We start from the raw sequence: 20,421 nt of genomic DNA on the forward strand, positions 1-20,421 counted from the left end.
CCAGCCCTGGCGCATCATGTCGATCGGGCGCAGAGAATGGGCCTATGGGTTTTGATCAGTGAGGGGCCGTATTACCCTTGTTGTTCGTGCATGTTTGCTAATTCCTCAGCCGCAGAGTTTGAAATCAAGAGACGACTACAGCGAGCAAATTTTCGTGTCGGGGCCGTGATGGGCACGCGATCGTTTACGTCCGTCTTGCCGCTTAGACCGAAAGAAGCAGAGCGATACTGGGTCTATTCAAGAGGAATTCCCAGCAGGCAGTATCGTAAGACCTACTACGGCGCCTTGGGGTTCACCCAACCGGAAAGCTCCCGCCTAACGATCTTCTCCAGCACTTTCATGCCTTCCGGCGAATCGTTCAGGCAGGGGATGTGCGCGAACTTCTCGCCGCCGTTGTGCAGGAAGCTTTCGGCAGCCTCCTCTGCGATCTCTTCCAGTGTTTCCAGGCAGTCGGAAACGAACCCCGGATTAAGCACGGCGATACGCTTGACACCTTCGTGTGCCAGCTTTTCAACTGTCTTGTCGGTATAGGGCTGCAACCATTCCTCCGGCCCGAAGCGGGACTGGAAGGTGACGACCAGCCTGTCGCTCGACCAGCCCAAGCGTTCGCGCAGCAGGCGTGCGGTCTTCTGGCATTGGCAATAGTAAGGGTCGCCCTTCTCGAAATAGCTCTTCGGAATGCCGTGGAAGGAGGTAAGTACCTTTTCCGGTTCCCAGTCGAGCGTTGCGAGATGTTTTTCGATGGAGACGGCGAGCGCGTCGATATAGGTCGGGTCGTCGTGATAGGGCGGCACGGTGCGCAGCGCCGGCTGCCAGCGCATCTTCAGCAGCGTCTCGAAGGCCTTGTCGTTGACGGTGGCCGTGGTGGCGGCGGCATATTGCGGATAAAGCGGGAAGACGAGGATGCGTTCGCAGCCAGCCTTCTGCAGCGCGTCCATGCGCGATGCGATAGACGGCTGGCCGTAGCGCATGGCCCAGTCTACGATGACGTTGGCATGGTCCTTGAGGGCTCCGGCCATCAGTTCGGCCTGGCTGCGGGTATAGGTGCGCAGGAAGCTCTCGTTCTTTTCCTTGTTCCAGATCGTCTCATAGGCCTTGCCCACCTTGCCGGGGCGGGTGTTGAGCACGATGCCGAAGAGGATGGGATACCAGGCGATCCTCGGCCACTCGATGACACGCTTGTCCATCAGGAATTCCTTCAGGTAGCGGCGCATCGAGGTGTAGTCGGTGCCATCTGGCGTGCCAAGATTGACGAGCAGGACGCCGACCTTGCCGTGTTTGACGGGCGGATGGCTGTGTTCGATTTTTGCAGATGTCATTCGCATTCTTTGTGATGCCGATTTCAGTTACCAGGAAGCACGGGGAGAAACGCGGCAGTTTCCCGCCTCGAACGAGTTGGGTCGGCAGGCCGTTGGAGTACATACAGGCCGACATCTATGGTTCCGGCCTTAAAACCAGCCGCGCAGTAACAAAGATAATAGTCCCACAACCGGTGGAACTGTTCGGAGTAACCTAATGCGCTAATCCTGGGCCAAGCAGCATGGAAGCGTCGCCGCCATTCGAGGAGCGTTCGAGCATAATCCAATCCAAAATACTCGGATTGCACCAATTGAAGTCCTGCGCGCGCGGCCTGCTCCTGAATTATGCCTTTGGTCGGAAGCATGCCGCCAGGGAAGACATGTCGCTGAATGAAATCTGCCCCGCCTCGATATGCGGCAAAACGGCTCTCGTCGATCGTGATGACCTGAAGCACGGCGCGTCCGCCCGCGCGAAGCCTTTGCTGCAGAGTCTTGAAAAACAGCGGCCAATAGGCCTCTCCAACCGCTTCCAGCATCTCGATGGACACGATCCGGTCAAAGCTTCCCGTGACATCCCTATAGTCTTTCAACTGCAGGCGGACCGCTTCCTGCAGGCCGTTGGCCCGGATGCACTCCGTCGCATGGTCCAGTTGCGCTGAGGATAGCGTTACACCATCCACCGTGGCGCCCGCATGTGCGAGACTTGCTGCGAGTGCGCCCCAACCGAAACCGATCTCCAGAATTTGCTCGCCTCCCTTGATCGACAGGAGCTGTTTGACCCGCTCTATCTTTGCCCTTTGGGCCTCCTCCAGGCTGAGGGCCGGTTCCGTGTAGAGCGCTGAGGAATAGGTCATGCTCGGGTCGAGCCACTCCCTGTAGAAGGCATTGCCGAGGTCGTAATGATAGGCGATGTTCTTCCGGCTGCCGGTCTTGTTGTTCGCGCGCAGCGCATGGCGGAACCGGTGCAGCAGCCTGACCGCTAGGTGGCCTGAAATCTTTCCGTCAAGCATATCGATGTTGCGTGCGGCCAATTCCAGGCAGGCTTCCAGGTCTGGCGTCGACCAGTCCCCATCGATATAGGCTTCCGCGAAGCCGAGATCACCGCCTGTCGCGAGCCGGCGGACGGCCCGCCATCTGTGAATATTGATCGCCGCCGAAGGCCCCGGACGTGTGCCGATATGTTCACTACGTTCGCCTGAGGGCAGGACAACTGTGATTTTCCCGATATCGACAGATGCGATGACGGCGTTCATTGCGCGCGCGAAAAGTCCGATCCTCGCTCTGTTTTCGCCAAGACCACGCCTGAATATTCTTGCTAATGCGACCACGATGTCTTCCTGAAAAAATCGATAAAATTATAGGTGCGGGCGCTTCGGACGCCGTGCGCTCAAAGCCGTTTCACACCGTGTCTGTGTAACTTGCCGTTTCCGGCGGTGGCGGACTTGTGCGGAAGCGTGCGCCTTTCAGCCAAAGCTTGAAGGCTTCCCAATGGATACCGGCCATCACCTTCATCGTCATGAAGGGGAAACGGATCAGGCAGCGCGCCAGCATGCCGTCCGTCAGGGGCGCCGCGTTCGCATTGAACGTGGCGGCCATGACCGGCTCTTTGCCTGCGGTTTCATGAATTCGCAGCCGGACAGTCCGGCCGGGCGGGAGGATGCGGAAGTGGTAGCGCAGCCCCATGTCCATGAAGGGGGAAACATGAAAGACCTTCGTTCGCGTCTGCCGAATGCCGGCGGCGCTGATGTCGCCCGCAAGGACCGGTGCCACGTAGCTGTGGCGTTCGCCGAAGGTGTTCCTGACTGCATAGATGATGGCAATCAGCCGGTCTTCGTCATCATAGGCGAAATAGGTCGAGAGCGGGTTGAAGACATAACCGAACATGCGCGGGTAGGCGAGCAGCAGGATACGGGCCGCGGGCCTTTCGAGACCGGCGCGCGCCAGCAGGCGGTCGGCGAACTGTCGCAGCGTCTCACCGTTCTCTTCGATGTGATCGCGTTCGTGGAACGACAGGATTCCCGCGCGGTTGACGGCAAGGAGGCGGGTCAGTCCGGCAAGATCGACAAGCCGGTCGACATCGACCAGAAGGGAAAAGACACTATAGCTGAAGCGATGGCCGAAGGGATGGAGCCTCTGATGCATCACCTTTCCGGGGTAAAGCGTGCCGGCCGCAGAGGGCGGCGGGCCGTTGTCAGCCATGCTGTTGACCCGAATCTGCTTCATGCCTTGCTTTTTCCGTTCATCATCGGGCTGGCTGCCAACGCACGTTCTTGCAAAGCACGCCGCCGAGAATACAGCCACGCGTTAGAAGCGAATTGTCGGAAACCTGCACCGTGATCGAATAGGTCCGCTCGCGTTTCTCATCAAAGGCAGTTCCTGATAATGTATCCGGCGATTTGGGTTGAAGCGACATGATCAGGCGGTCGCCGGCTTTTTCGCCCTTGCTGGTATCCTTGATCCAGAGATTGGTGGCACAGATATTGCGTCCGCATGGCGCGATGCGCACGCGCGCATTCCCGTCATCGCGCAGCCACACACCGCTCGGATCGGCCGATTGCTGCGCGTGGGATGCCGCGGCAGTCAGCATCAGGGCGGAAAATGCAGTCAGAACGGCTATCCTCATCGGTCCATCCTCGTTGCTTTTCCTTGAATACGCACGCGCGGGCGGATCGGTTCACCCGAGGTGATCCGCCAGAGCGACGAAGGCGTAGAAATGTCGACGAACGTAATGGGAGACATCGGTATGAAAACCATCGTCATCGCCTATCTGGCGACGGGCATCGCCTTTCTGATCGTCGATGCCATCTGGCTTTCGACGATGGCCGATATGCTTTATAGGCCGCTCTTGGGCGACAAACTGGCGCCGCAGTTTCATCTGGCGCCGGCCGTTGTCTTCTATCTGATTTACGTTGCCGGCATCGTATTTTTCGCCGTGATGCCCGCGCTCGACGGGGGAGGACTCGGCAAGGCTGCGCTGAATGGTGCGATCCTCGGCCTGGTGGCCTACGCGACGTATGACCTCACCAACCAGGCGACGCTTAAGGACTGGCCGCTTTCCGTTACGCTCGCCGACATTCCTTGGGGAGCCTTCGTCACGGCGACCGGCGCCTCAGCCGGCTTTCTCGTGGCGAGCCGTATCGGCTGACCGTTCCGCCTCAGCCAGAATCCCTGAGAACAGTATGGCGACGAAGGCGGTGAGCATGCCGGCGCTCATTACGTTTAACCGCGCCAGGGCGGCGTATTGCGCCGCATTGTACTGCGTGAGCGGGAGAGCATAGACATCGTGCAATAGAAGGAAAACGCCGAAGGCGAGCGCGGTAATCGCGAGGGCGACGACACGTTCCCGCGGGCGAAACAGCAGAAGCGCGATTATCCCGCACGGAACGAGGAAGATTTCGACTGCCGAGGCGGTGCCGAAGAGCCACGCCGAAAGCACGGTATTGCCGATCCCCGTCAGCGGCAGCAGAGCCCGCCCTGCCACGTCATTCCGGCGCGCCACGGCCGGCACGGCGAGAAAGAACGGTGTCGACAGGAACGTGAACCAGGCGGCGGTGATGTCGGCACTCACCAACCAGAAGAGATAGAGCGGGTAAAAGGGCTGATTCGACGCGACCAGCAAGGAAATCACGTTCGCCGCAGCGACACGCGGGTCGCGATGGTGTGCGTAGGCCCGCACCATCGCGGTGAGGTGTTTCAGAAAGAAGATCACCGGCCCGCGCCGACGGGGCTGAGGCGATAGTGGCTTACGCCCCATTCTTCTCCACCGGCATGGCCGAAGAGCCCGGCCGTGGCGAGGAAAAACATTCGCCAGCGCCGCATCCAGACGGATGCGTCCTTGCCGTAGGTTGCCTCGAAGATGGCGCGGACCGCGTCACGGTTTCGGTCGAAATTGTCGAGCCAGTCCAGCGCGGTGCGCTCGTAGTGCTTGCCGTTCCAACGCCAGTCCCGTTCGACGGTGAAACTGTCGTCGAACGCGCGAACCAGTCCATGGCTGGGCATGACGCCGCCGGTAAAGAAATACTGCGCAATCCAGTCCGCCTTGTCTGCATGGTCGAAGCGATAGGCCGTCTTGCGATGCGAGAAGACATGCAGGAAAAGCCGCCCGTCGTCTCGGATCCAGCTGCGTGCACGCTGGAGCAGGCAATGCCAGTTGGACATGTGTTCGAACATTTCCACCGACACGATGCGGTCGAAGGTGCCGTCCGGTGAGAATGTGTTCATGTCCGCGGTGATCACGGTCAGATTGCGAAGGCCGCGGCGTTTGGCTTCCGCCTCGATATAGGTCCGCTGCGAGGATGAATTCGAAACGGAGACGATGCGACCGGACGGAAAGCGCTCTGCCATGAACAGCGAGAGGGATCCCCATCCGCAGCCGAGCTCGAGAATATCCTGCCCGTCTGCGAGGTCCGCGTGAAGGCACGTCTCCTCCAGAGCCGCGATTTCCGCCTCTGCGAGCGTCGTGGCGGGCGAGGCATAGAGGCAGGATGAATATTTACGGCGCGGGCCGAGCACCAGCGAGAAGAATGCCGCGGGAAGCTCATAGTGCTGGGCATTGGCGTCATCCGTGTGCACGGCGATGGGCCATTCGCTCATGGAACGCGCAAAGTCCTGGTCCGTCGGACCGGTCCCCTCCGCCAGCAGTCGGCGCGTGCGGCCAACGAGCCGGCTGATGCCGAACCGCAGGGCATGATCGGGTAACGGCAGCCGCTCGGCGGCGGTGATGGCGGTCTCGGCAAGGTTCATGTGGTCTGCTCCCGTTTTTGCGCGCCCGGCCAGAAGGCGTTGACGCGCCTGGCATAGGCGGTGAAGGCAGCGCCACGTGAACGCATCATGTGCGCCTCAAGCGGCGGAATCCCTGAAACGTGCACCAGCAGCCAGTACATCAGGGCAGGGCCTGCAAGCGCCAGCCAGCCCCAGCCCCAGTCGCCGGCAGGGCCGATAGCCACGACTGCATAACCAACCCATCCGAGCCACTGGAAGAAATAGTTGGGATGTCGCGACAGGCCCCAAAGACCGACATCGCAGACCTTGCCCCCATTGGTGTCGTCGCTGCGAAACCGTGCCAGCTGCGCATCGGCAATGCCTTCCCCGACGACGGCGATGACGATGATCGCGATGCCGGCAATATCGCTCCACTGCCAGCCCATGGCCGGGTTGCGTGCTGCGGTGAAGATCGTGGTGGTCAGGAGAAGCGCGGCGGCGGCCTGGATCTGCAGAAACAGGAAGAGACGTCCGCGCCAGCGCTCGCCCCATTCCTCCTGAAGTTTCGCGTAGCGAGGATCCTCACCGCCCTTTAGCGTGCGCTGCAGGATATGCAGGCCGAGACGACAAGACCACAGCGCGGCCACCGCTGCCATGAGTAGCCGTCGCTGCCCATCGCTCTCCCAGCCCGAAACCGGGACGAGCGCGGCAGCCACACCCGCCCCGCCCACGAGAAAGGACCAGACGGTATCGACCCAGCCGGATCCCGCCCCCTTCACGACCGCGAGCCAGACGCCTGCCATGCCCAGCGAGATAGCAGCGGCCAGAAGAAGGAAGAGCGCCACCGCCGGCATGGTTCAGATCCCGAAGATAGGCTGCAGGATACGGCCAATCAGATTGTTGAAGCGCATTTTACCCTCCATCGCGGCAAGGCAAATACAATCAGCGCCGTTGTCGACGACCGGTTGGTGATCAACGTCTTCGTCCATTTCCGCGAGATCTCCTGGACCGAATGTTCCGAAACGATCGGTGTATGAACCCGATATGATGTAGGTGAACTCGGTGCCGACATGCCCATGATCGGGAAGCGCGCGGCCGGGGCCGACCTTGAGCAGGATGAGATTGGCATCGGGATCCTGCGGCACGCCGACCCGGCTCATCTTCATACCAGGGCCGATCCAGCGCCAGCGCCCGATATCGCAGCCGCGCAAAGCGTCCGGCAGGCGAATGCCATCAATCTCCACCGGCGCCCGCGGCGGCGGTGTGAAGGGGGCGGCGGCGTCCTCATCGTCCAGCATGGCAAGTACGTCGCTCAATGCGGTTGCCGACATTTGCGTCGCTTCCGTTTCTTCCAGAAGCGCGCCCCCCAGCGCTTCATATTCGCCGACGCGGGCGCGACAGGCCGGGCAGCTTGCCAAATGCGCCCTGACGACGATGGCGGGCGCGGGGGCAAGCGTGCCGGCGGCGTAGCGCATCAGGGTCTCGTCGGTTGCGTGATGTGTGGTGGTCATGATTTGTCTTCCAGCAGCCCGCGAAGCCGGTTCATGGCCAGGCGTGTTCTAGATTTCACGGTGCCGAGCGGGATGCCCAGCTCATCGGCGATTTCAGTCTGCGATTTCTCGCTGAAATACGAGAGGCGGATGATCGTCTGTTGCTCGGGCGAGAGCGCGGTTAGCGCGTCGCGCACCGCCGCATCCCGCTCGGCGCCGAGCATTCCGTCCTCGACCGTATCGGCTGCGTTTTCAGGATCTGGCGGCAGAGCCGAGGGGTCCTTCTGCCGTCGCAAGTGATCAATGCGAATGTTGCGCGCGACCGTGAAGATCCAGGTCGCGACCCCGGCGCGTTCGGCATCAAAATACGATGCCTTGCGCCAGACGGTCAGCATTGTCTCCTGAACGAGATCCTCCGCGGCTGCGGACGACATTGTCCAGCGCAGGAAGAAGGTCTTCAGCTTCGGCCCGAAGTAGCGGAAAAGAAGGGCGAAAGCCTGACGATCCCGATCTTGCGCGACCTTCAGCATCAACTCAACAAGTGCACCGGGCGAGGGGGGCTGTTGTGTGTCCCTTGAACTCACCACGGCAAGCCGCCGGCCTGTCGGCGCACCTGGTTTGCGATCAATCTGTATCGGGCTCGAAACTTCATTCATGCGTCCTTCTACGCGGCATTTTCGTCAGCGGATCACACGCCACGAAATCGGTCCTTCGCAGTGATCCGTCAGATTCCTACGCTCGTAAAGGATACAGATAGTTGTCCAGAGTTCGAAAGCCGCAAAAGGATCGTCATGCGCCATTTTCCTCAATCGGATCGGCCACTCAAAATCGCGGTCGTCGGCACAGGCATCGCCGGTCTTTCAGCGGCCTGGTTGTTGTCGCAGCGTCACGATGTGACGGTTTTCGAGGCGGACAACCGTATCGGCGGCCACTCTCACACCGTGGATGCAGGTGGCGCTCCAGTCGATACCGGCTTCATCGTCTATAACGAAGCGACCTATCCAAACCTCACGGCCCTGTTTGCGCATCTCGACGTACCAACCAGGGCCTCGGACATGTCTTTCGCCGTGTCGATGGACGGTGGTAAGCTGGAATATGCTGGCACGAACCTTGCCGGACTTTTCGCGCAGCGCAGCAACCTTGCCAGCCCGCGCTTCTGGTCGATGCTGCGAGACCTCGTGCGTTTCTACCGTCAGGCGCCAAACGGCGTGCGCGATCTCGATCCTTCCGCTAGCCTCAACGACTATCTCGATAGCGCCGGCTTCGGGCGGGCGTTTCGCGAAGACCACCTTTATCCGATGGCTGCTGCGATCTGGTCGACACCGGCACTTGAGATCGGCAATTATCCGGCGCTTTCCTTCGTGCGCTTCTGCGAGAACCACGGCTTGCTGAAATTCATGCGCCGACCAATCTGGCGAACGGTTGATGGCGGAAGCCGCGCCTATGTCGAGCGTCTTACGGCGCCATTCCGCGACAGGATCCGGATAAATGCGTCGGTGAAGTCAATCCGCCGCGTCAACGGCGCGGTTGAGATTTCCGTGGGCGGCGCCGAGGCCGAATGGTTCGATCACGTCGTGATCGGCGCCCATGCCGACCAGGCGCTGGCGATGCTTGCCGACCGCTCGCCACGCGAAGCCGAGCTGCTGAGCGCGTTCACCTATGGCGACAACGAGACGGTCCTTCACCGCGATGAAACCTTGATGCCAAGCCGCAGGCGTGTCTGGGCAAGCTGGAATTACCTCGCGCAATCCGGACGTGACCGCACGGCGGTGGGCAAGCCCTGCGTCACCTACTGGATGAACCGGCTGCAGGGGATTTCCGATCCTCGTCCCTGTTTCGTCACGCTTAGCCCCTTGCACGCTCCTGCCGAAGACAAGGTGATCTGGCGTGGACTTTACCAGCATCCTCTCTTCAACGCCGCAACGCTTGCTGCGCAAAAGCAACTATGGTCGCTTCAGGGTGAAGCCAATACGTGGTTCTGCGGATCCTATTTCGGTTCCGGCTTCCACGAGGATGCCATTCAGGCGGGTCTGGCCGTTGGCGAAACCTTGGGAGGAAATATGCGGCCATGGTCCGTCGAGGGCGAATCCGATCGAATATTCCGAATCCTGCAGGGCGCTTGATTGCGTGCGCCTTCAGATTCTCCTGAAGTTCTCGATGCTTCCTGCCCACCAGTCTGATACCACGTCCCCAGAGTGAAAGGATCTTCCCTCGCGCAGGTCCTGCGACGATCCCCTTTATGTGATGGGAATACATGGGACACAGTGAAGGCGGTTTGCGCTTCGGGATCGAACCCGAGCCGACCATGAGAAGCTCGAAGCCGCGATAGGCGCATTTGAGAACCTTGCGGCGTATCGGCGCTATGGGACCTTCCTCGGCAGATTTCGCTTCGCGATGGATCGTGTCTTGCACGATGTCGTCTGGCCACGGGATTGGTCCTGGCGTCCGACCGCTGTGTCCGATTCGATCGCGCAGGTCGCGAAAGATCTGGGGCTCCGGCTAACAGCGACGAAACGTCGGATGTGCTGTTTGACGACCAAAGTGGTTTGTTGGGTGCGGTCAATGTTCTCGAGGGATCAACTCTCGGCGCGCGCGTTTTGAGATCCCGAGCCACCGCGCTTGGAATGATCGATGGTTTCGGCGCACGGCACCTAGCGGTCATGATGCGCGACATGTCGTGCTGGCAGACCTTTCTTCGTCAACTGGACGATGTTGAAGACTTCGACATCGAATGCGCCGCCCAGGCCGCGAATGCTGTCTTCGATTTCGCCTTGTGATGCGTCGAGACAGGCGGGCTACCGTCTCCTGACTTCAAAGCGAGCGCCGATTAGCCATCGATTACACGCCGAACCTTCTCGGCTAGCTGCTCCAGACTGAAGGGCTTTTGAAGCAGGTGAGTTCCGGCGTTCAGTATACCGTTGTGAACGACGGCGTTTCGGGTGTAGCCGGTTGTATAAAGGACCTTCAGTTCCCCCAACTTCTCCGACGCAAGGGTGGCGAGTTCACGGCCCGTCATCTCAGGCATCACAATATCTGTAAAAAGGAGGGCGGGCTTCAGGCCTTCTCCCAACAAGGCGAGTGCTGCCGCGCCGCTAGCGGCTTCCGCCACCGAATAACCGAGTTCACGCAGCGCCTCGACGGAGAAATTGCGCACCCGCTCGTCATCCTCCACCACCAATATGAGTTCGCCACGGACGCCGCGCGCAGGGTCAGCATTCTGCGGCGATATCTCTCTGGTTTCTGTCTCGCCGTAATGACGGGGTAGGTACAGTTTTACGGTGGTTCCGTGGCCTGGCTCGGAATAGATCTTCACGTGTCCGCCGGACTGGCGCACGAAGCCAAAAACCTGGCTCAGGCCGAGCCCGGACCCCTTGCCGACTTCCTTTGTTGTGAAGAAGGGATCGAAGGCCTTTGCGAGAGTGTCGCCGCTCATTCCCGTGCCGGTGTCGGTGACCGCAATCATCACATATTGGCCCGGCGATATCGTGTGTTCTTGGGCATAGTCCTCGGAGACGAATGTGTTCGCGGTTTCGACGGTGAGCCGGCCGCCGTTCGGCATGGCATCTCGGCCGTTGACCGCGAGATTGAGGACCGCGTTCTCAAGTTGGCTGACATCTGCATTTATGCGCCATAGGCCCGCGGCCAGCACGGTTTCGACCTGAACCTGCTCGCCGAGCGCCCTTGTCAGCAGCTCGCGCATGTCGGCGACCATGCGGTTGGGTTCGATGATTTCGGGCTGGAGTGGCTGACGTCGGGAAAAGGCTAGTAGACGTTGGGTGAGAGCGGCTGCCCGGTTTGCACCGTCCTTGGCGGCGTCAATATAACGGGCGAGATCGGTTTCGCCGCGCGCAAGGCGCCTTTCGAGGAGGTTCATAGCGCCTAAAATGACCGCAAGCATATTGTTGAAGTCGTGCGCGACGCCGCCGGTGAGTTGCCCGACCGCCTCCATCTTTTGCGCCTGTCGCAACTGTGCTTCGGCTTCCAAGAGTTTGACGGTGCGCTCCTGCACTTCCTTTTCAAGCTCTTCCCGCGACCGGGCGAGAACCTCACGCGCGTCGATGATGTCCTGGATGTCCGTGCAGGTACCGAACCAGCGGGTGATTGCGCCGTCCTCACTGCGCACAGGCTGCGCGCGCCCCAGCAACCAGCGGTACTTTCCGCTTCGATGACGGAGCCGATATTCGATGTGATAGGGCTCTCCGGTTTGCAGGCAATGCCGCCAGACGCTCCAGGCGCGGTCCTGATCCTCCGGGTGGAACATTGCGGCCCAGCCCTCGCCATCAGTTGAGCCTGAAGGCACGCCGGTGAAATCGTACCAGCGCTGGTTGTAGTAGTCGTGATATCCGTCTGGGGTCGTAGACCAGATCATCTGGTCGATGGAGTTCGTGATTGCCCGGAAGCGCTCCTCGCTGTCGCGGAGCGCGGCTTCCGCATTTTTTCGGTCGGTTATATCGAAGCTGATCCCGGGGAAGCGCAGGGGCGTTCCGTCAGGCGCTAGCGTCGGCCGTCCCTCGGCGATAACCCATTTGTGCGCACCGTCCGCCTGCACGAGACGGTATTCCTGGGAGAAGACACCGCCGCCCTTCAAAGTCGCCGCGATCGCCTTTTCCACATGGGGAAGGTCGTCAGGATGAATGGCGTTGAAGAAATCGGCGATCGGTGCGCCGACGCCGGCCTTTTCGCGCGGAACGCCATAGAGTTTGGCAAAGCGCGCATCGGCGATTACCCGGTCATTAGGTATATCCCAGTCCCAGGTGCCCACCGTATCCGATGCGCCCAGCGCATATTCCAGTCGCTCCTCACTGGCGCGCAGCGCCCGTTCCGCCGACAGGCGCGCTGTTGTCTCGTTGCCCTGGTTGAATATGCCGAGGACCTTGCCGTTCTGTCCGAAAATCGGTGCGAAGCTGTAATCCCAATGGGTCTGTTGTATGCGGCCCCCGCGCTGCATGGGCAGCATCTGATCGGCAACCGAAAACCCCGTGCCGGTTTGCAGAACGGCGAGGAGCTGGGGCTCAATCACATGCCAAATATCGGCCCAGACCTCGCGGGCTGGACGGCCCAGGGCCCATGGATGCTTTTCCCCGGCAATCGGCGCCCAGGCGTCATTGTACAGAAGGCGAAGGTCGTCCCCCCAGTAAAGGGCCGTCGGAAGGGCGGTGTTGAGACACAAACTCAGCACCATGCGCAGTTCCTGCGGCCAGTCTGTTTCCGCGCCGAAGGGCGTCTTCTTCCAGTCGATCTCCTGGATTAGCTGGTTCATCTCGCTGCGTGTGTTGGGAATAAGGGTCATATTGCCGTTTCTCGACGTGTCGCAGGCTTATATGGGAAAGTCCCAACAATTGAAAAGCGCGATAACCCTGTGGAAATCCTAAAAAACGGTCACGCGCTTTGGTCCGCCTGTGCGCGGTAGAAACAGGTCATGCTACGATCGATACCGGAGGGGAGTTGCCGGCTGCTGATTGGAGGCGATCGATCCCGTTAAAAAACGTGGCACACGGTCCGCCCGTTTCGACCGGAAGACGTAAAGCGCGCCATTGAACGGGCCGAGGCCGCCATCCCGCATTAATGCCATCAACGATGCGGCTCCCTTGCGGAAGTCCACCGGTTTGCAAGACACGTAAACCACAACGCCGGAAGCGATCATGCCTTGCGCACCGCGCCGATAATGCCCGCCAACTGATCCGGATCGATATCACCGCGTACCCGCATTACGATATCGCCAACCACAGTCGTGCATCATCGCTCGAAATGGGTGCTGTCATTGTCATTTTTCCGGAAGGCCCGCCCCGGCGGAAGGGGCGGGCCTCACCGATTGCTACTTAGAAGTCCATGCCGGCTCCGGCAGGGAGGCCTGATGTGGCATCCTTCTTGGGCTTCTCGGCGATCATCGCTTCCGTGGTCACCAGCAGGCCGGCAACCGAGGCGGCATCCTGGAGTGCTGTGCGCACGACCTTGGCTGGATCGATGACGCCCTGGGAGTAGAGATCGGCGTACTCGCCAGTTTGAGCGTTCCAGCCGTAGGAGAATTCACTCTTCTCCCGAAGCTTGCCGACGATGACGGAACCTTCGGCTCCAGCATTCTCGGCGATCTGGCGCACCGGCGCTTCGATAGCGCGCCGGACGATCTCGATCCCGACCTTCTGATCCTGGTTTGCCGTCTGGAGATTGTCGAGACCCTTGACGGCGCGAAGCAGCGCGACACCACCGCCCGGCAGGATGCCTTCCTCGACGGCGGCACGCGTTGCATGCAGCGCGTCGTCGACGCGGTCCTTCTTCTCCTTCACCTCGACTTCCGTCGAGCCTCCGACGCGGATGACGGCAACGCCCCCGGCAAGCTTGGCAAGCCGTTCCTGCAGCTTCTCCCGGTCGTAGTCGGAGGTGGTCTCCTCGATCTGCGCCCGGATTTGTGCGACGCGCCTATCAATCTCTGCCTTGGAGCCAACGCCATCGATGATCGTGGTGTTTTCCTTCTCGATCGCCACCTTCTTGGCACGGCCGAGCATGTTGAGTGTCACGTTCTCAAGCTTGATACCGATGTCTTCCGAGATGACGGTGCCGCCCGTCAGGATCGCAATGTCTTCCAGCATGGCCTTGCGGCGGTCGCCGAAGCCCGGAGCCTTGACGGCAGCAATCTTCAGGCCGCCGCGCAGCTTGTTGACGACCAGCGTTGCGAGCGCCTCGCCTTCGACGTCTTCCGCGATGATGAGCAGAGGCTTGCTCGACTGAACGACGGCTTCCAGAACCGGCAGCATCGCCTGAAGGTTCGAGAGCTTCTTTTCGTGGATCAGGATAAAGGCCTCGTCGAGCTCGACGCGCATCTTGTCCTGATTGGTGACGAAGTAGGGCGAAAGGTAGCCGCGGTCGAACTGCATGCCCTCGACGACTTCGAGTTCGGTCTCCGCAGTCTTGGCCTCTTCGACGGTGATGACGCCTTCGTTGCCGACCTTTTCCATCGCCTCTGCCAGATAGCGGCCGATCTCGGAATCACCGTTCGCCGAGATGGTACCGACCTGAGCGATTTCGGAATTGCTGGTGATCTTGCGGGCGTTGGTTTTCAGTTCCTTGACGACGGCGTCAACGGCAAGATCGATGCCGCGCTTCAAGTCCATCGGATTCATGCCGGAAGCGACCGCCTTGGCACCCTCCTTGACGATCGCCTGGGCGAGGACCGTGGCAGTGGTGGTACCGTCGCCGGCCAGATCGTTGGTCTTCGAGGCCACCTCGCGCAGCATTTGGGCGCCCATGTTCTCGAACTTGTCTTCCAGTTCGATTTCCTTGGCAACCGAAACGCCGTCCTTGGTGATGCGCGGCGCGCCGAAGGATTTGTCGATGACGACATTGCGGCCCTTCGGACCGAGCGTGACCTTTACCGCATTGGCAAGAACATCGACCCCACGCAGCATGCGTTCACGGGCATCGGTGTTAAATTTGACTTCTTTGGCAGCCATTTGTCTAACTCCTCAATAGGCAGCTATTTGACTGATAGGTTGATTTGTAAGGAGAGCTCCTCAGGCGGCTTGTCTCTGCTCAGCCTGGGCCTCGATGATGCCCAGAACGTCGCTTTCCTTCATGATCAGCAGTTCTTCACCGTTGGTCTTGATCTCGGTGCCAGACCATTTGCCGAATAGGATGCGATCGCCTGCCTTGACGTCGAGGGCCTGGATCTGGCCCGCCTCGTTGCGAGCACCAGTACCGACGGCGACGACCTCGCCCTCAGAGGGCTTTTCTTTCGCCGTATCGGGAATGATGATGCCGCCTTTGGTCTTCTCCTGGGATTCGACGCGGCGGACGAGAATGCGATCATGAAGCGGTCGGAACGACATGTTTTCCTCCGTTGAGCAAAAATGATGACGTTGAAGACCCAGGCCGGACCGGATGACCAGTCCGGGCGGGTGCGAACCTCATTGAGCGTTCGCGGGCAAGATTTATTTTCGGCATTTTTCGATTTCAAGAGGCTGAAGAAGAAAAACAGCACTCAATGTTGACGGCTGCTAACATGCTGGAAAGGCGCAATAAACAGCATTCTCGCTTTCAGAAAACCATTGATGACTGCAAGATTTTCAGTCACCTTTGCATCGTCATAAAACGGAGATGAAGCATGCACTTCTCATCGGATTTTGAGCGTCAGCTCAACGGTTATGGACTGACCACCGCACATATCCTCTATCGCATTCCCGATTTTGAATCCGTCCTGCAGACCTACGTTTGGCAGGACTACGATCTCGCACCCGATTTTCCGGAGATGCACAGGTTTCTCAATTTCTGGCAGGCGAAGCTAGACGGGCCTCTCCACTCAGTCCGTTATTCCCACCAGCGGCTGATCGGTCCGAAGGAATGGCGGCGTGTCGAGGGCGAGTTCAAGCTCAATTGAACTCTTGAATATGATTTTTCCGCTTCCTAGCTCATCGACCGCCCGAGGCATCGAACTCGGTGTGAGCGCCGATTGCGTATGGAGTAACACCTGCATGGAAGAGAATATCAATATCATCAAGAGTGTTGGGATCGATGAACGCGAAGAGATCATCGTGGACTTTGCCCGGTGGCTTGAGACCGCTTCAAAAGAAGCGCTGGTCTACGAAGAAGGGAAGTTCGCAATGGCGTCCGCCAGTATGGCAGAAGCAATGCGAGTAAATGCCGACGAACTTGCTCGCGATAATCCTGAAAAGACCGAGCGTGTGCTGCAGCAGGCCAGCGCGATGATGGCGCAGTTTAAGGCTGCGTATCCCCATCGGGTTATCAGTCGATCTCTTCACTGAAGGGGCGATGAAGTAGACTTGTCGGCGTGTGGGCAGGGTGCGGCATTTCCCGGGAAAGATGCTAGCGGATGAAGTTGAAAATCATCTGATCTTATAGGGTGCGAAATTTTCGCGCCAGGGATCTTGAATCGAGAATTCTCAAAAACCAAATCGTTTTCCGCCAGTTGCTGGACATAGAGCTGGCGTTTGCTGGAAGCGCCGTCTTTCGGCGCTTCTGCACCCATGTTGCTTCAAGGAGGATATGGCTATGGCAACATCTTACGACTATGCACCGCTGTTCCGTTCGAGCGTTGGCTTCGATCGCGTCTTCAATCTTCTTGAAAACGCCCAGCGCGCCCGCTCGATTAGCGACTGGCCGCCCTATGACATCGTTAAGACAGGTGATGACAGTTACCGGATCTCAATCGCGGTCGCCGGCTTTGCCCAAGACGATCTAGACATCACCTTCCAATCTAACCTGCTGACGGTCGCCGGCAAGAAGCAGGAGGCTTCTGCCGATGCCTACCTGCATCGCGGCATTGCCGGGCGTCCGTTCGAGCACCGGTTCGAGCTGGCCGACCATGTCAGGGTGAACGGCGCGGATCTCGGCAATGGTCTACTGTCAATCGATCTTGTTCATGAAATCCCGGAGGCCCTCAAGCCCAGGAAGATTTCGATCCAGACCACGCCTGCCTTACCGTCAGTCACTCCGGCTCAAATCGAAGCGCAGAAGGCGGCTTGATCAGGCTTGCTTATTGACAGGGCGCCATCCTCGTGGCGCCCATTGGCATTCCGGGTTGGGAAGGAGACAGCGATGAAACCCGACATGTTCAAAGAACCAGTTACCATCCTTGTCGGCTTGGGCTTTCCGGTCGAGGTGCAAAGCGCAACGGATGCGTATCGTTATCTTTGCGAATGGCCAGTGAGGTTGAGGGATAATGCCCATGCGGTCGCCTTGAAGGCTTGCGGCGCGGCACTGCGCGGCGAAATCGAGGCCGAGACAGCCCGCGGCCTGTTCGCGGCATTTGCCGAGAAACATGATTTGATGGCGCCGGACACGAGCGCCATCGCCGCGTCTCGCCTGCGGCGTGATCGGGATCCGCATATCCAGTGAGGAGGTGGCCATACACAGCGAGATAGAACGAGCTGCCCATGATGCAGTGGCAATGGGGCCGTTGGTGCTGGTTCCAGGATTTCGGCTCTGCCGACCGATCGATCTTGTCGGCGCGCCGGCCCTTTCGGTCTATGATCGCAGGGCAATTCTCGCGGCCTTGGGCATCCGACCTCTACGAAGTGGATTCGCAACCGTCGCTGCGGCACCTGCAGGGAACGCCCGGCCCCGTCTCGATCGACGAGGCACAGGCGGCGCTAAGAGTCCTTGATCGCCGCTGTCATTATTGAGCGTAAAGTGTCGGTGCCTTCTCGAAAACCGGAGACGGGCTCGAGCACGACTACAGGCTCCGGAAACATTTTCTGCTATCTTTCTGAAAGATGATGCCGCAGATGGTTTCCACGCAGACTGAGCGCCCAGCCGACCCAGTTCTGCGTGGAAACGTATGGCCCGCCCTGTTTGCAAGTTGTTTTTTGATTTCCCGTGCAGTCTGCTTCAACGTATTCGGTCTTACGGTCAGGCCGTAGCCAAGATGGATATCCGCACGTCCAGAGCCACGATAACCAACACGGTTTCAAAGAACCATTTCCACGCCTGGGCTATCTGAACGCCGATCAACTGTCAGGCCATCTCCATTCCACTCGCAAACATTGTAGGCTGCGCTCTCGGCAGCCATAACTCAGATTACAGCTATACCATAGGTCCGCTCATAGGGCTGTCCTTTGCGCAACACCGCCCAGGCGATCCGCGCGAGCTTGTTTGCCAGAGCCAGGATCGCGACATTGCGCTGGACGCCTCGGGACAACATCGTCTGGAGCCATTGCCCGATTGGCGTATCACTTTGACTGAGCGTGTGCATTGCCGCTCGAGCTCCGTGGATCAGCAAGGTTCTCAGGTAGGTGTTGCCGCGCTTTGTTATCCCAAGCAGACGTGCCTTGCCTCCGGTGGTGAACTGTCGTGGCACAAGCCCCAGCCACGCTCCGAGATCTCGGGCATGCTTAAAACTGCCGGCGTCACCAATCGCGGCAACAAGTGCCGTGGCGTTAAGCACGCCAATGCCGGGAATCGATGTCAGGCGGCGCATCGCGCTGTTTTGCCTGGCGAGTGTCAAGAACTCTGCGTTCGCCGCGCCGATCTTCTTATCAAGCATTCGCCATTCGTCCCTCAATTCGATGACCAGGCTGCGGATACGCACAGACAAGACCTCATCAGCTTCGGCAAGGAGACCGTCCAGAGCGCTCTCGAACTTCACGCGGCCTGCGGCGAATATGACACCTCTCTCAAGAAGAACGGCACGCAGCTGATTGATCAAGGTCGTTCGCTCCGCAACCAGCCGTGATCGAACCCGGTGCAGCGTCTGGATATCCAACTGCTCTTGGCTCTTTAGTTCGACAAACCGCATCGTCGGACGAGATGCTGCCTCGGCAATGCCTTCGGCATCTCTGTCATCATTCTTCTGCGCCTTTACATAAGGACGGACGTATTCCGGCGACATCAGCCGAACCTCATGACCTCTCACGATAAAGAGCCGGCCAAGATGGTGAGCACCACAGCAGGCCTCCATCGCAATAACGCATGTCGGTAGCTGCTCGACGAATTTTATCAATGTCTGTCGCCGCATCGTTCGCCGGACAACCACAGCGCCGTCGTCATCTACACCAACGACGCTGCAGCTATTCTTTCCGATGTCGATACCGAGTATGGAAATCTGCATGGCTCGGCTCCTTCCCTTCAAAAGAGCGACATCATACTCGATGTCCTCGGAAGGGCGGGCCGTCCCATAACCAATAGTTGGCCGCGTTCAACGTATCCTGTTCAAAAAAATTCAGACCACGATGCTGCGAGACCACTCTCGTCGCAAAAACCGACACGACGAGGTGTGTCATTCCCTAACTACCACTCGATCTGCTGGCCGTCATAAGAATAAAATCCGCTCGATTGTGAAGGGCCAAGTTTCGCAATGACGTCGAGCAGTCTAGCAGCTGCATAGTCCGGTGCCACGCTCTGATGAGCCTTCAAAAATGGTCGTGCCAATTTCGTTGCGACCGTTCCCGGATGGAGGGCCACCACGATCGCTTGAGGATGTGTTCGAGCGATCTCCAGAGCCGCCGTCTTGATGATCGGGTTCTGCGCCGCCTTGGCGGCGCGGTAGGAAATCCATCCGCCCAGGCGGTTGCCGCTAATGGAGCCAACGCGCGCCGACAGGGAGGCAAACACGTTCCGCGTCTTGCGAGGCAGCAGCGAATGAAAGTGCTTTAGCAGAAGCGCTGGCCCGATGGCATTGACGCGGAACTGCGCCATCATCGCATCGGCGCTCAGTGCCTTGATCGTCTTCTCAGGAGAATGGCCGTCGATCAACAGCGCTCCTGTCGCGTTGATGACTAGATCGAACGCGCCATACCTGTCGCCCAGATCGCGAGCTGCCCGTTCGATCAATGAATGCCTCATCATTGAGGTCGAAACCGTCTTCGCTCCGCGAAAGCGTTGCGACGGCATCAGAACCAAGGTCAACCCGCAGACGCGCCGCCAGTGGTTTGCCAATACCGCCAGAGGATCCGATCAAAAGAGCCTTCACTATCCCTCTCCTAATTTAAGAGGAAGATCGCGGCGTTCAGTGACGTCGCATAGACAAGCCAAAGCGCATAGGGTGCGAAACACCAGCGCGCCGATCGGTCCTGGACCCTGATCATAAAAGAAACAACGATTGACAAGAGGCAGACGATCACGGCAAGGCCGAGTCCGATCTGGTGAAACCCGAAGAATACAGGCGTCCAGGTCCAGTTCAAAAGCATCTGCACTATCCACAGCCGGAAGGCGGTGGAATTGAACCCTTCACGGATTGTGACCCGCCAGCCCGCAACGGCGATCAAGACGTAAATAATCGTCCACGCCGGCGCGAAAAGCCAATTCGGTGGGGTAAACCATGGCTTTGCCAGTGATTGATACCACTCGCCCGGTCGGATCGTCAGGCCGATGGTGAAGCCTGTAGCCAATACCAGCACCAGAAAGATGAGTAGGGCGGTATAACTGCCGTACGATACTTTCATTGCAAATGTCCCTTCGTTTTAGTCACAAAGCCAGCCGTG

The 20,421-nt window shown here is 59.2% G+C and carries 23 protein-coding genes; 7 read left to right on the forward strand and 16 right to left on the reverse strand.

The features are described 5' to 3' along the window. Window positions 1-275: 275 nt before the first annotated feature. The 4 genes from hemH to EXZ48_RS28735 form a co-directional block, all read right to left on the reverse strand. Window positions 276-1,319, reverse strand: a complete 1,044-nt coding sequence (gene hemH / locus EXZ48_RS28720) for a ferrochelatase (RefSeq protein ID WP_130520237.1) — start codon at window positions 1,317-1,319, stop codon at window positions 276-278. A gap of 23 nt (window positions 1,320-1,342) precedes the next feature. Next, window positions 1,343-2,626, reverse strand: coding sequence for a cyclopropane-fatty-acyl-phospholipid synthase family protein (locus EXZ48_RS28725; protein WP_130520239.1), 1,284 nt, complete (start codon window positions 2,624-2,626; stop codon window positions 1,343-1,345). 70 nt (window positions 2,627-2,696) lie between these two features. Continuing rightward, window positions 2,697-3,521: a DUF1365 domain-containing protein gene (locus EXZ48_RS28730; protein WP_130520241.1), complete on the reverse strand. Its 825-nt coding sequence runs from the start codon at window positions 3,519-3,521 to the stop codon at window positions 2,697-2,699. Window positions 3,522-3,540: 19 nt separating this feature from the next. Further along, entirely contained in the window at window positions 3,541-3,921 is a 381-nt protein-coding gene (locus EXZ48_RS28735; RefSeq protein ID WP_130520243.1) for a DUF2147 domain-containing protein, read from the reverse strand. Window positions 3,922-4,041: 120 nt separating this feature from the next. Here EXZ48_RS28735 and EXZ48_RS28740 point away from each other — a divergent pair, with 120 nt between their 5' ends. Then, entirely contained in the window at window positions 4,042-4,443 is a 402-nt protein-coding gene (locus EXZ48_RS28740; protein WP_130520244.1) for a DUF2177 family protein, read from the forward strand. Here EXZ48_RS28740 and EXZ48_RS28745 read toward each other — a convergent pair. From EXZ48_RS28745 to EXZ48_RS28765, 5 genes are read right to left on the reverse strand one after another with little or no spacing between them, the layout of a single operon-like run. Next, window positions 4,408-5,007 (reverse strand): hypothetical protein, encoded by a 600-nt coding sequence (locus EXZ48_RS28745; RefSeq protein ID WP_245462384.1) that lies wholly within the window; start codon window positions 5,005-5,007, stop codon window positions 4,408-4,410. The two genes, EXZ48_RS28740 and EXZ48_RS28745, sit on opposite strands and share 36 nt — an antisense overlap. Next, complete coding sequence (locus EXZ48_RS28750; protein ID WP_130520246.1) at window positions 5,004-6,041, reverse strand: cyclopropane-fatty-acyl-phospholipid synthase family protein; 1,038 nt, start codon at window positions 6,039-6,041, stop codon at window positions 5,004-5,006. The genes EXZ48_RS28745 and EXZ48_RS28750 overlap by 4 nt, the downstream gene beginning before the upstream one ends. Beyond that, a complete protein-coding gene (locus EXZ48_RS28755; protein WP_130520248.1) occupies window positions 6,038-6,853 on the reverse strand; it encodes a DUF1295 domain-containing protein in 816 nt (271 codons plus the stop codon). Before EXZ48_RS28755 ends, EXZ48_RS28750 begins: the two co-directional genes overlap by 4 nt. Window positions 6,854-6,856: 3 nt before the next feature. Beyond that, window positions 6,857-7,510: a ChrR family anti-sigma-E factor gene (locus tag EXZ48_RS28760; RefSeq protein ID WP_130520250.1), complete on the reverse strand. Its 654-nt coding sequence runs from the start codon at window positions 7,508-7,510 to the stop codon at window positions 6,857-6,859. Further along, window positions 7,507-8,145 (reverse strand): sigma-70 family RNA polymerase sigma factor, encoded by a 639-nt coding sequence (locus EXZ48_RS28765; RefSeq protein ID WP_130520252.1) that lies wholly within the window; start codon window positions 8,143-8,145, stop codon window positions 7,507-7,509. The genes EXZ48_RS28760 and EXZ48_RS28765 overlap by 4 nt, the downstream gene beginning before the upstream one ends. A gap of 135 nt (window positions 8,146-8,280) precedes the next feature. Here EXZ48_RS28765 and EXZ48_RS28770 point away from each other — a divergent pair, with 135 nt between their 5' ends. Together EXZ48_RS28770 and EXZ48_RS28775 are read left to right on the forward strand one after the other, a co-directional pair. Further along, window positions 8,281-9,612, forward strand: coding sequence for an NAD(P)/FAD-dependent oxidoreductase (locus EXZ48_RS28770; RefSeq protein ID WP_130520253.1), 1,332 nt, complete (start codon window positions 8,281-8,283; stop codon window positions 9,610-9,612). A gap of 399 nt (window positions 9,613-10,011) precedes the next feature. Beyond that, the gene (locus EXZ48_RS28775) at window positions 10,012-10,266 is read left to right on the forward strand and encodes a hypothetical protein (protein WP_130520255.1); all 255 of its coding nucleotides are present in this window, start codon (window positions 10,012-10,014) and stop codon (window positions 10,264-10,266) included. Between the two features lie 50 nt (window positions 10,267-10,316). On the opposite strand, the gene EXZ48_RS28780 is transcribed toward EXZ48_RS28775, so the two are convergent. The 4 genes from EXZ48_RS28780 to EXZ48_RS28800 form a co-directional block, all read right to left on the reverse strand. Further along, window positions 10,317-12,779 (reverse strand): PAS domain-containing protein, encoded by a 2,463-nt coding sequence (locus EXZ48_RS28780; RefSeq protein WP_207900530.1) that lies wholly within the window; start codon window positions 12,777-12,779, stop codon window positions 10,317-10,319. Between the two features lie 132 nt (window positions 12,780-12,911). Then, the gene (tnpB, locus tag EXZ48_RS35985; RefSeq protein WP_081870766.1) at window positions 12,912-13,133 is read right to left on the reverse strand and encodes an IS66 family insertion sequence element accessory protein TnpB; all 222 of its coding nucleotides are present in this window, start codon (window positions 13,131-13,133) and stop codon (window positions 12,912-12,914) included. A gap of 175 nt (window positions 13,134-13,308) precedes the next feature. After that, a complete protein-coding gene (gene groL / locus EXZ48_RS28795) occupies window positions 13,309-14,937 on the reverse strand; it encodes a chaperonin GroEL (protein ID WP_130520257.1) in 1,629 nt (542 codons plus the stop codon). Window positions 14,938-14,997: 60 nt separating this feature from the next. Beyond that, complete coding sequence (locus tag EXZ48_RS28800; RefSeq protein WP_130520259.1) at window positions 14,998-15,312, reverse strand: co-chaperone GroES; 315 nt, start codon at window positions 15,310-15,312, stop codon at window positions 14,998-15,000. A 275-nt stretch (window positions 15,313-15,587) separates the two neighbouring features. Between EXZ48_RS28800 and EXZ48_RS28805 the strand changes: the two genes are divergently transcribed. From EXZ48_RS28805 to EXZ48_RS28820, 4 genes are all read left to right on the forward strand, one after another. After that, complete coding sequence (locus tag EXZ48_RS28805) at window positions 15,588-15,860, forward strand: usg protein (protein WP_130520261.1); 273 nt, start codon at window positions 15,588-15,590, stop codon at window positions 15,858-15,860. Between the two features lie 94 nt (window positions 15,861-15,954). Then, a complete protein-coding gene (locus EXZ48_RS28810) occupies window positions 15,955-16,245 on the forward strand; it encodes a hypothetical protein (protein ID WP_130520263.1) in 291 nt (96 codons plus the stop codon). Window positions 16,246-16,492: 247 nt separating this feature from the next. Next, on the forward strand, window positions 16,493-16,966 hold the full coding sequence (locus EXZ48_RS28815) for an Hsp20 family protein (RefSeq protein ID WP_024271496.1): 474 nt from the start codon (window positions 16,493-16,495) through the stop codon (window positions 16,964-16,966). Window positions 16,967-17,038: 72 nt separating this feature from the next. Then, window positions 17,039-17,338 carry a DUF982 domain-containing protein gene (locus tag EXZ48_RS28820; protein ID WP_130520265.1) on the forward strand — a complete coding sequence of 100 codons (300 nt, stop codon included), beginning with the start codon at window positions 17,039-17,041 and terminating at the stop codon, window positions 17,336-17,338. A gap of 676 nt (window positions 17,339-18,014) precedes the next feature. Here the strand turns inward: EXZ48_RS28820 and EXZ48_RS28830 are convergent. From EXZ48_RS28830 to EXZ48_RS28840, 3 genes are all read right to left on the reverse strand, one after another. Further along, window positions 18,015-19,049 (reverse strand): IS110 family transposase, encoded by a 1,035-nt coding sequence (locus tag EXZ48_RS28830; RefSeq protein ID WP_130520267.1) that lies wholly within the window; start codon window positions 19,047-19,049, stop codon window positions 18,015-18,017. Between the two features lie 179 nt (window positions 19,050-19,228). Continuing rightward, complete coding sequence (locus EXZ48_RS28835; protein WP_336314297.1) at window positions 19,229-19,771, reverse strand: SDR family NAD(P)-dependent oxidoreductase; 543 nt, start codon at window positions 19,769-19,771, stop codon at window positions 19,229-19,231. 149 nt (window positions 19,772-19,920) lie between these two features. Continuing rightward, window positions 19,921-20,382 carry a TspO/MBR family protein gene (locus tag EXZ48_RS28840; RefSeq protein WP_130520269.1) on the reverse strand — a complete coding sequence of 154 codons (462 nt, stop codon included), beginning with the start codon at window positions 20,380-20,382 and terminating at the stop codon, window positions 19,921-19,923. Between the last annotated feature and the right edge of the window lie 39 nt (window positions 20,383-20,421).

Source organism: Shinella sp. JR1-6 (genome assembly GCF_004284735.1).
Lineage (GTDB): Bacteria > Pseudomonadota > Alphaproteobacteria > Rhizobiales > Rhizobiaceae > Shinella.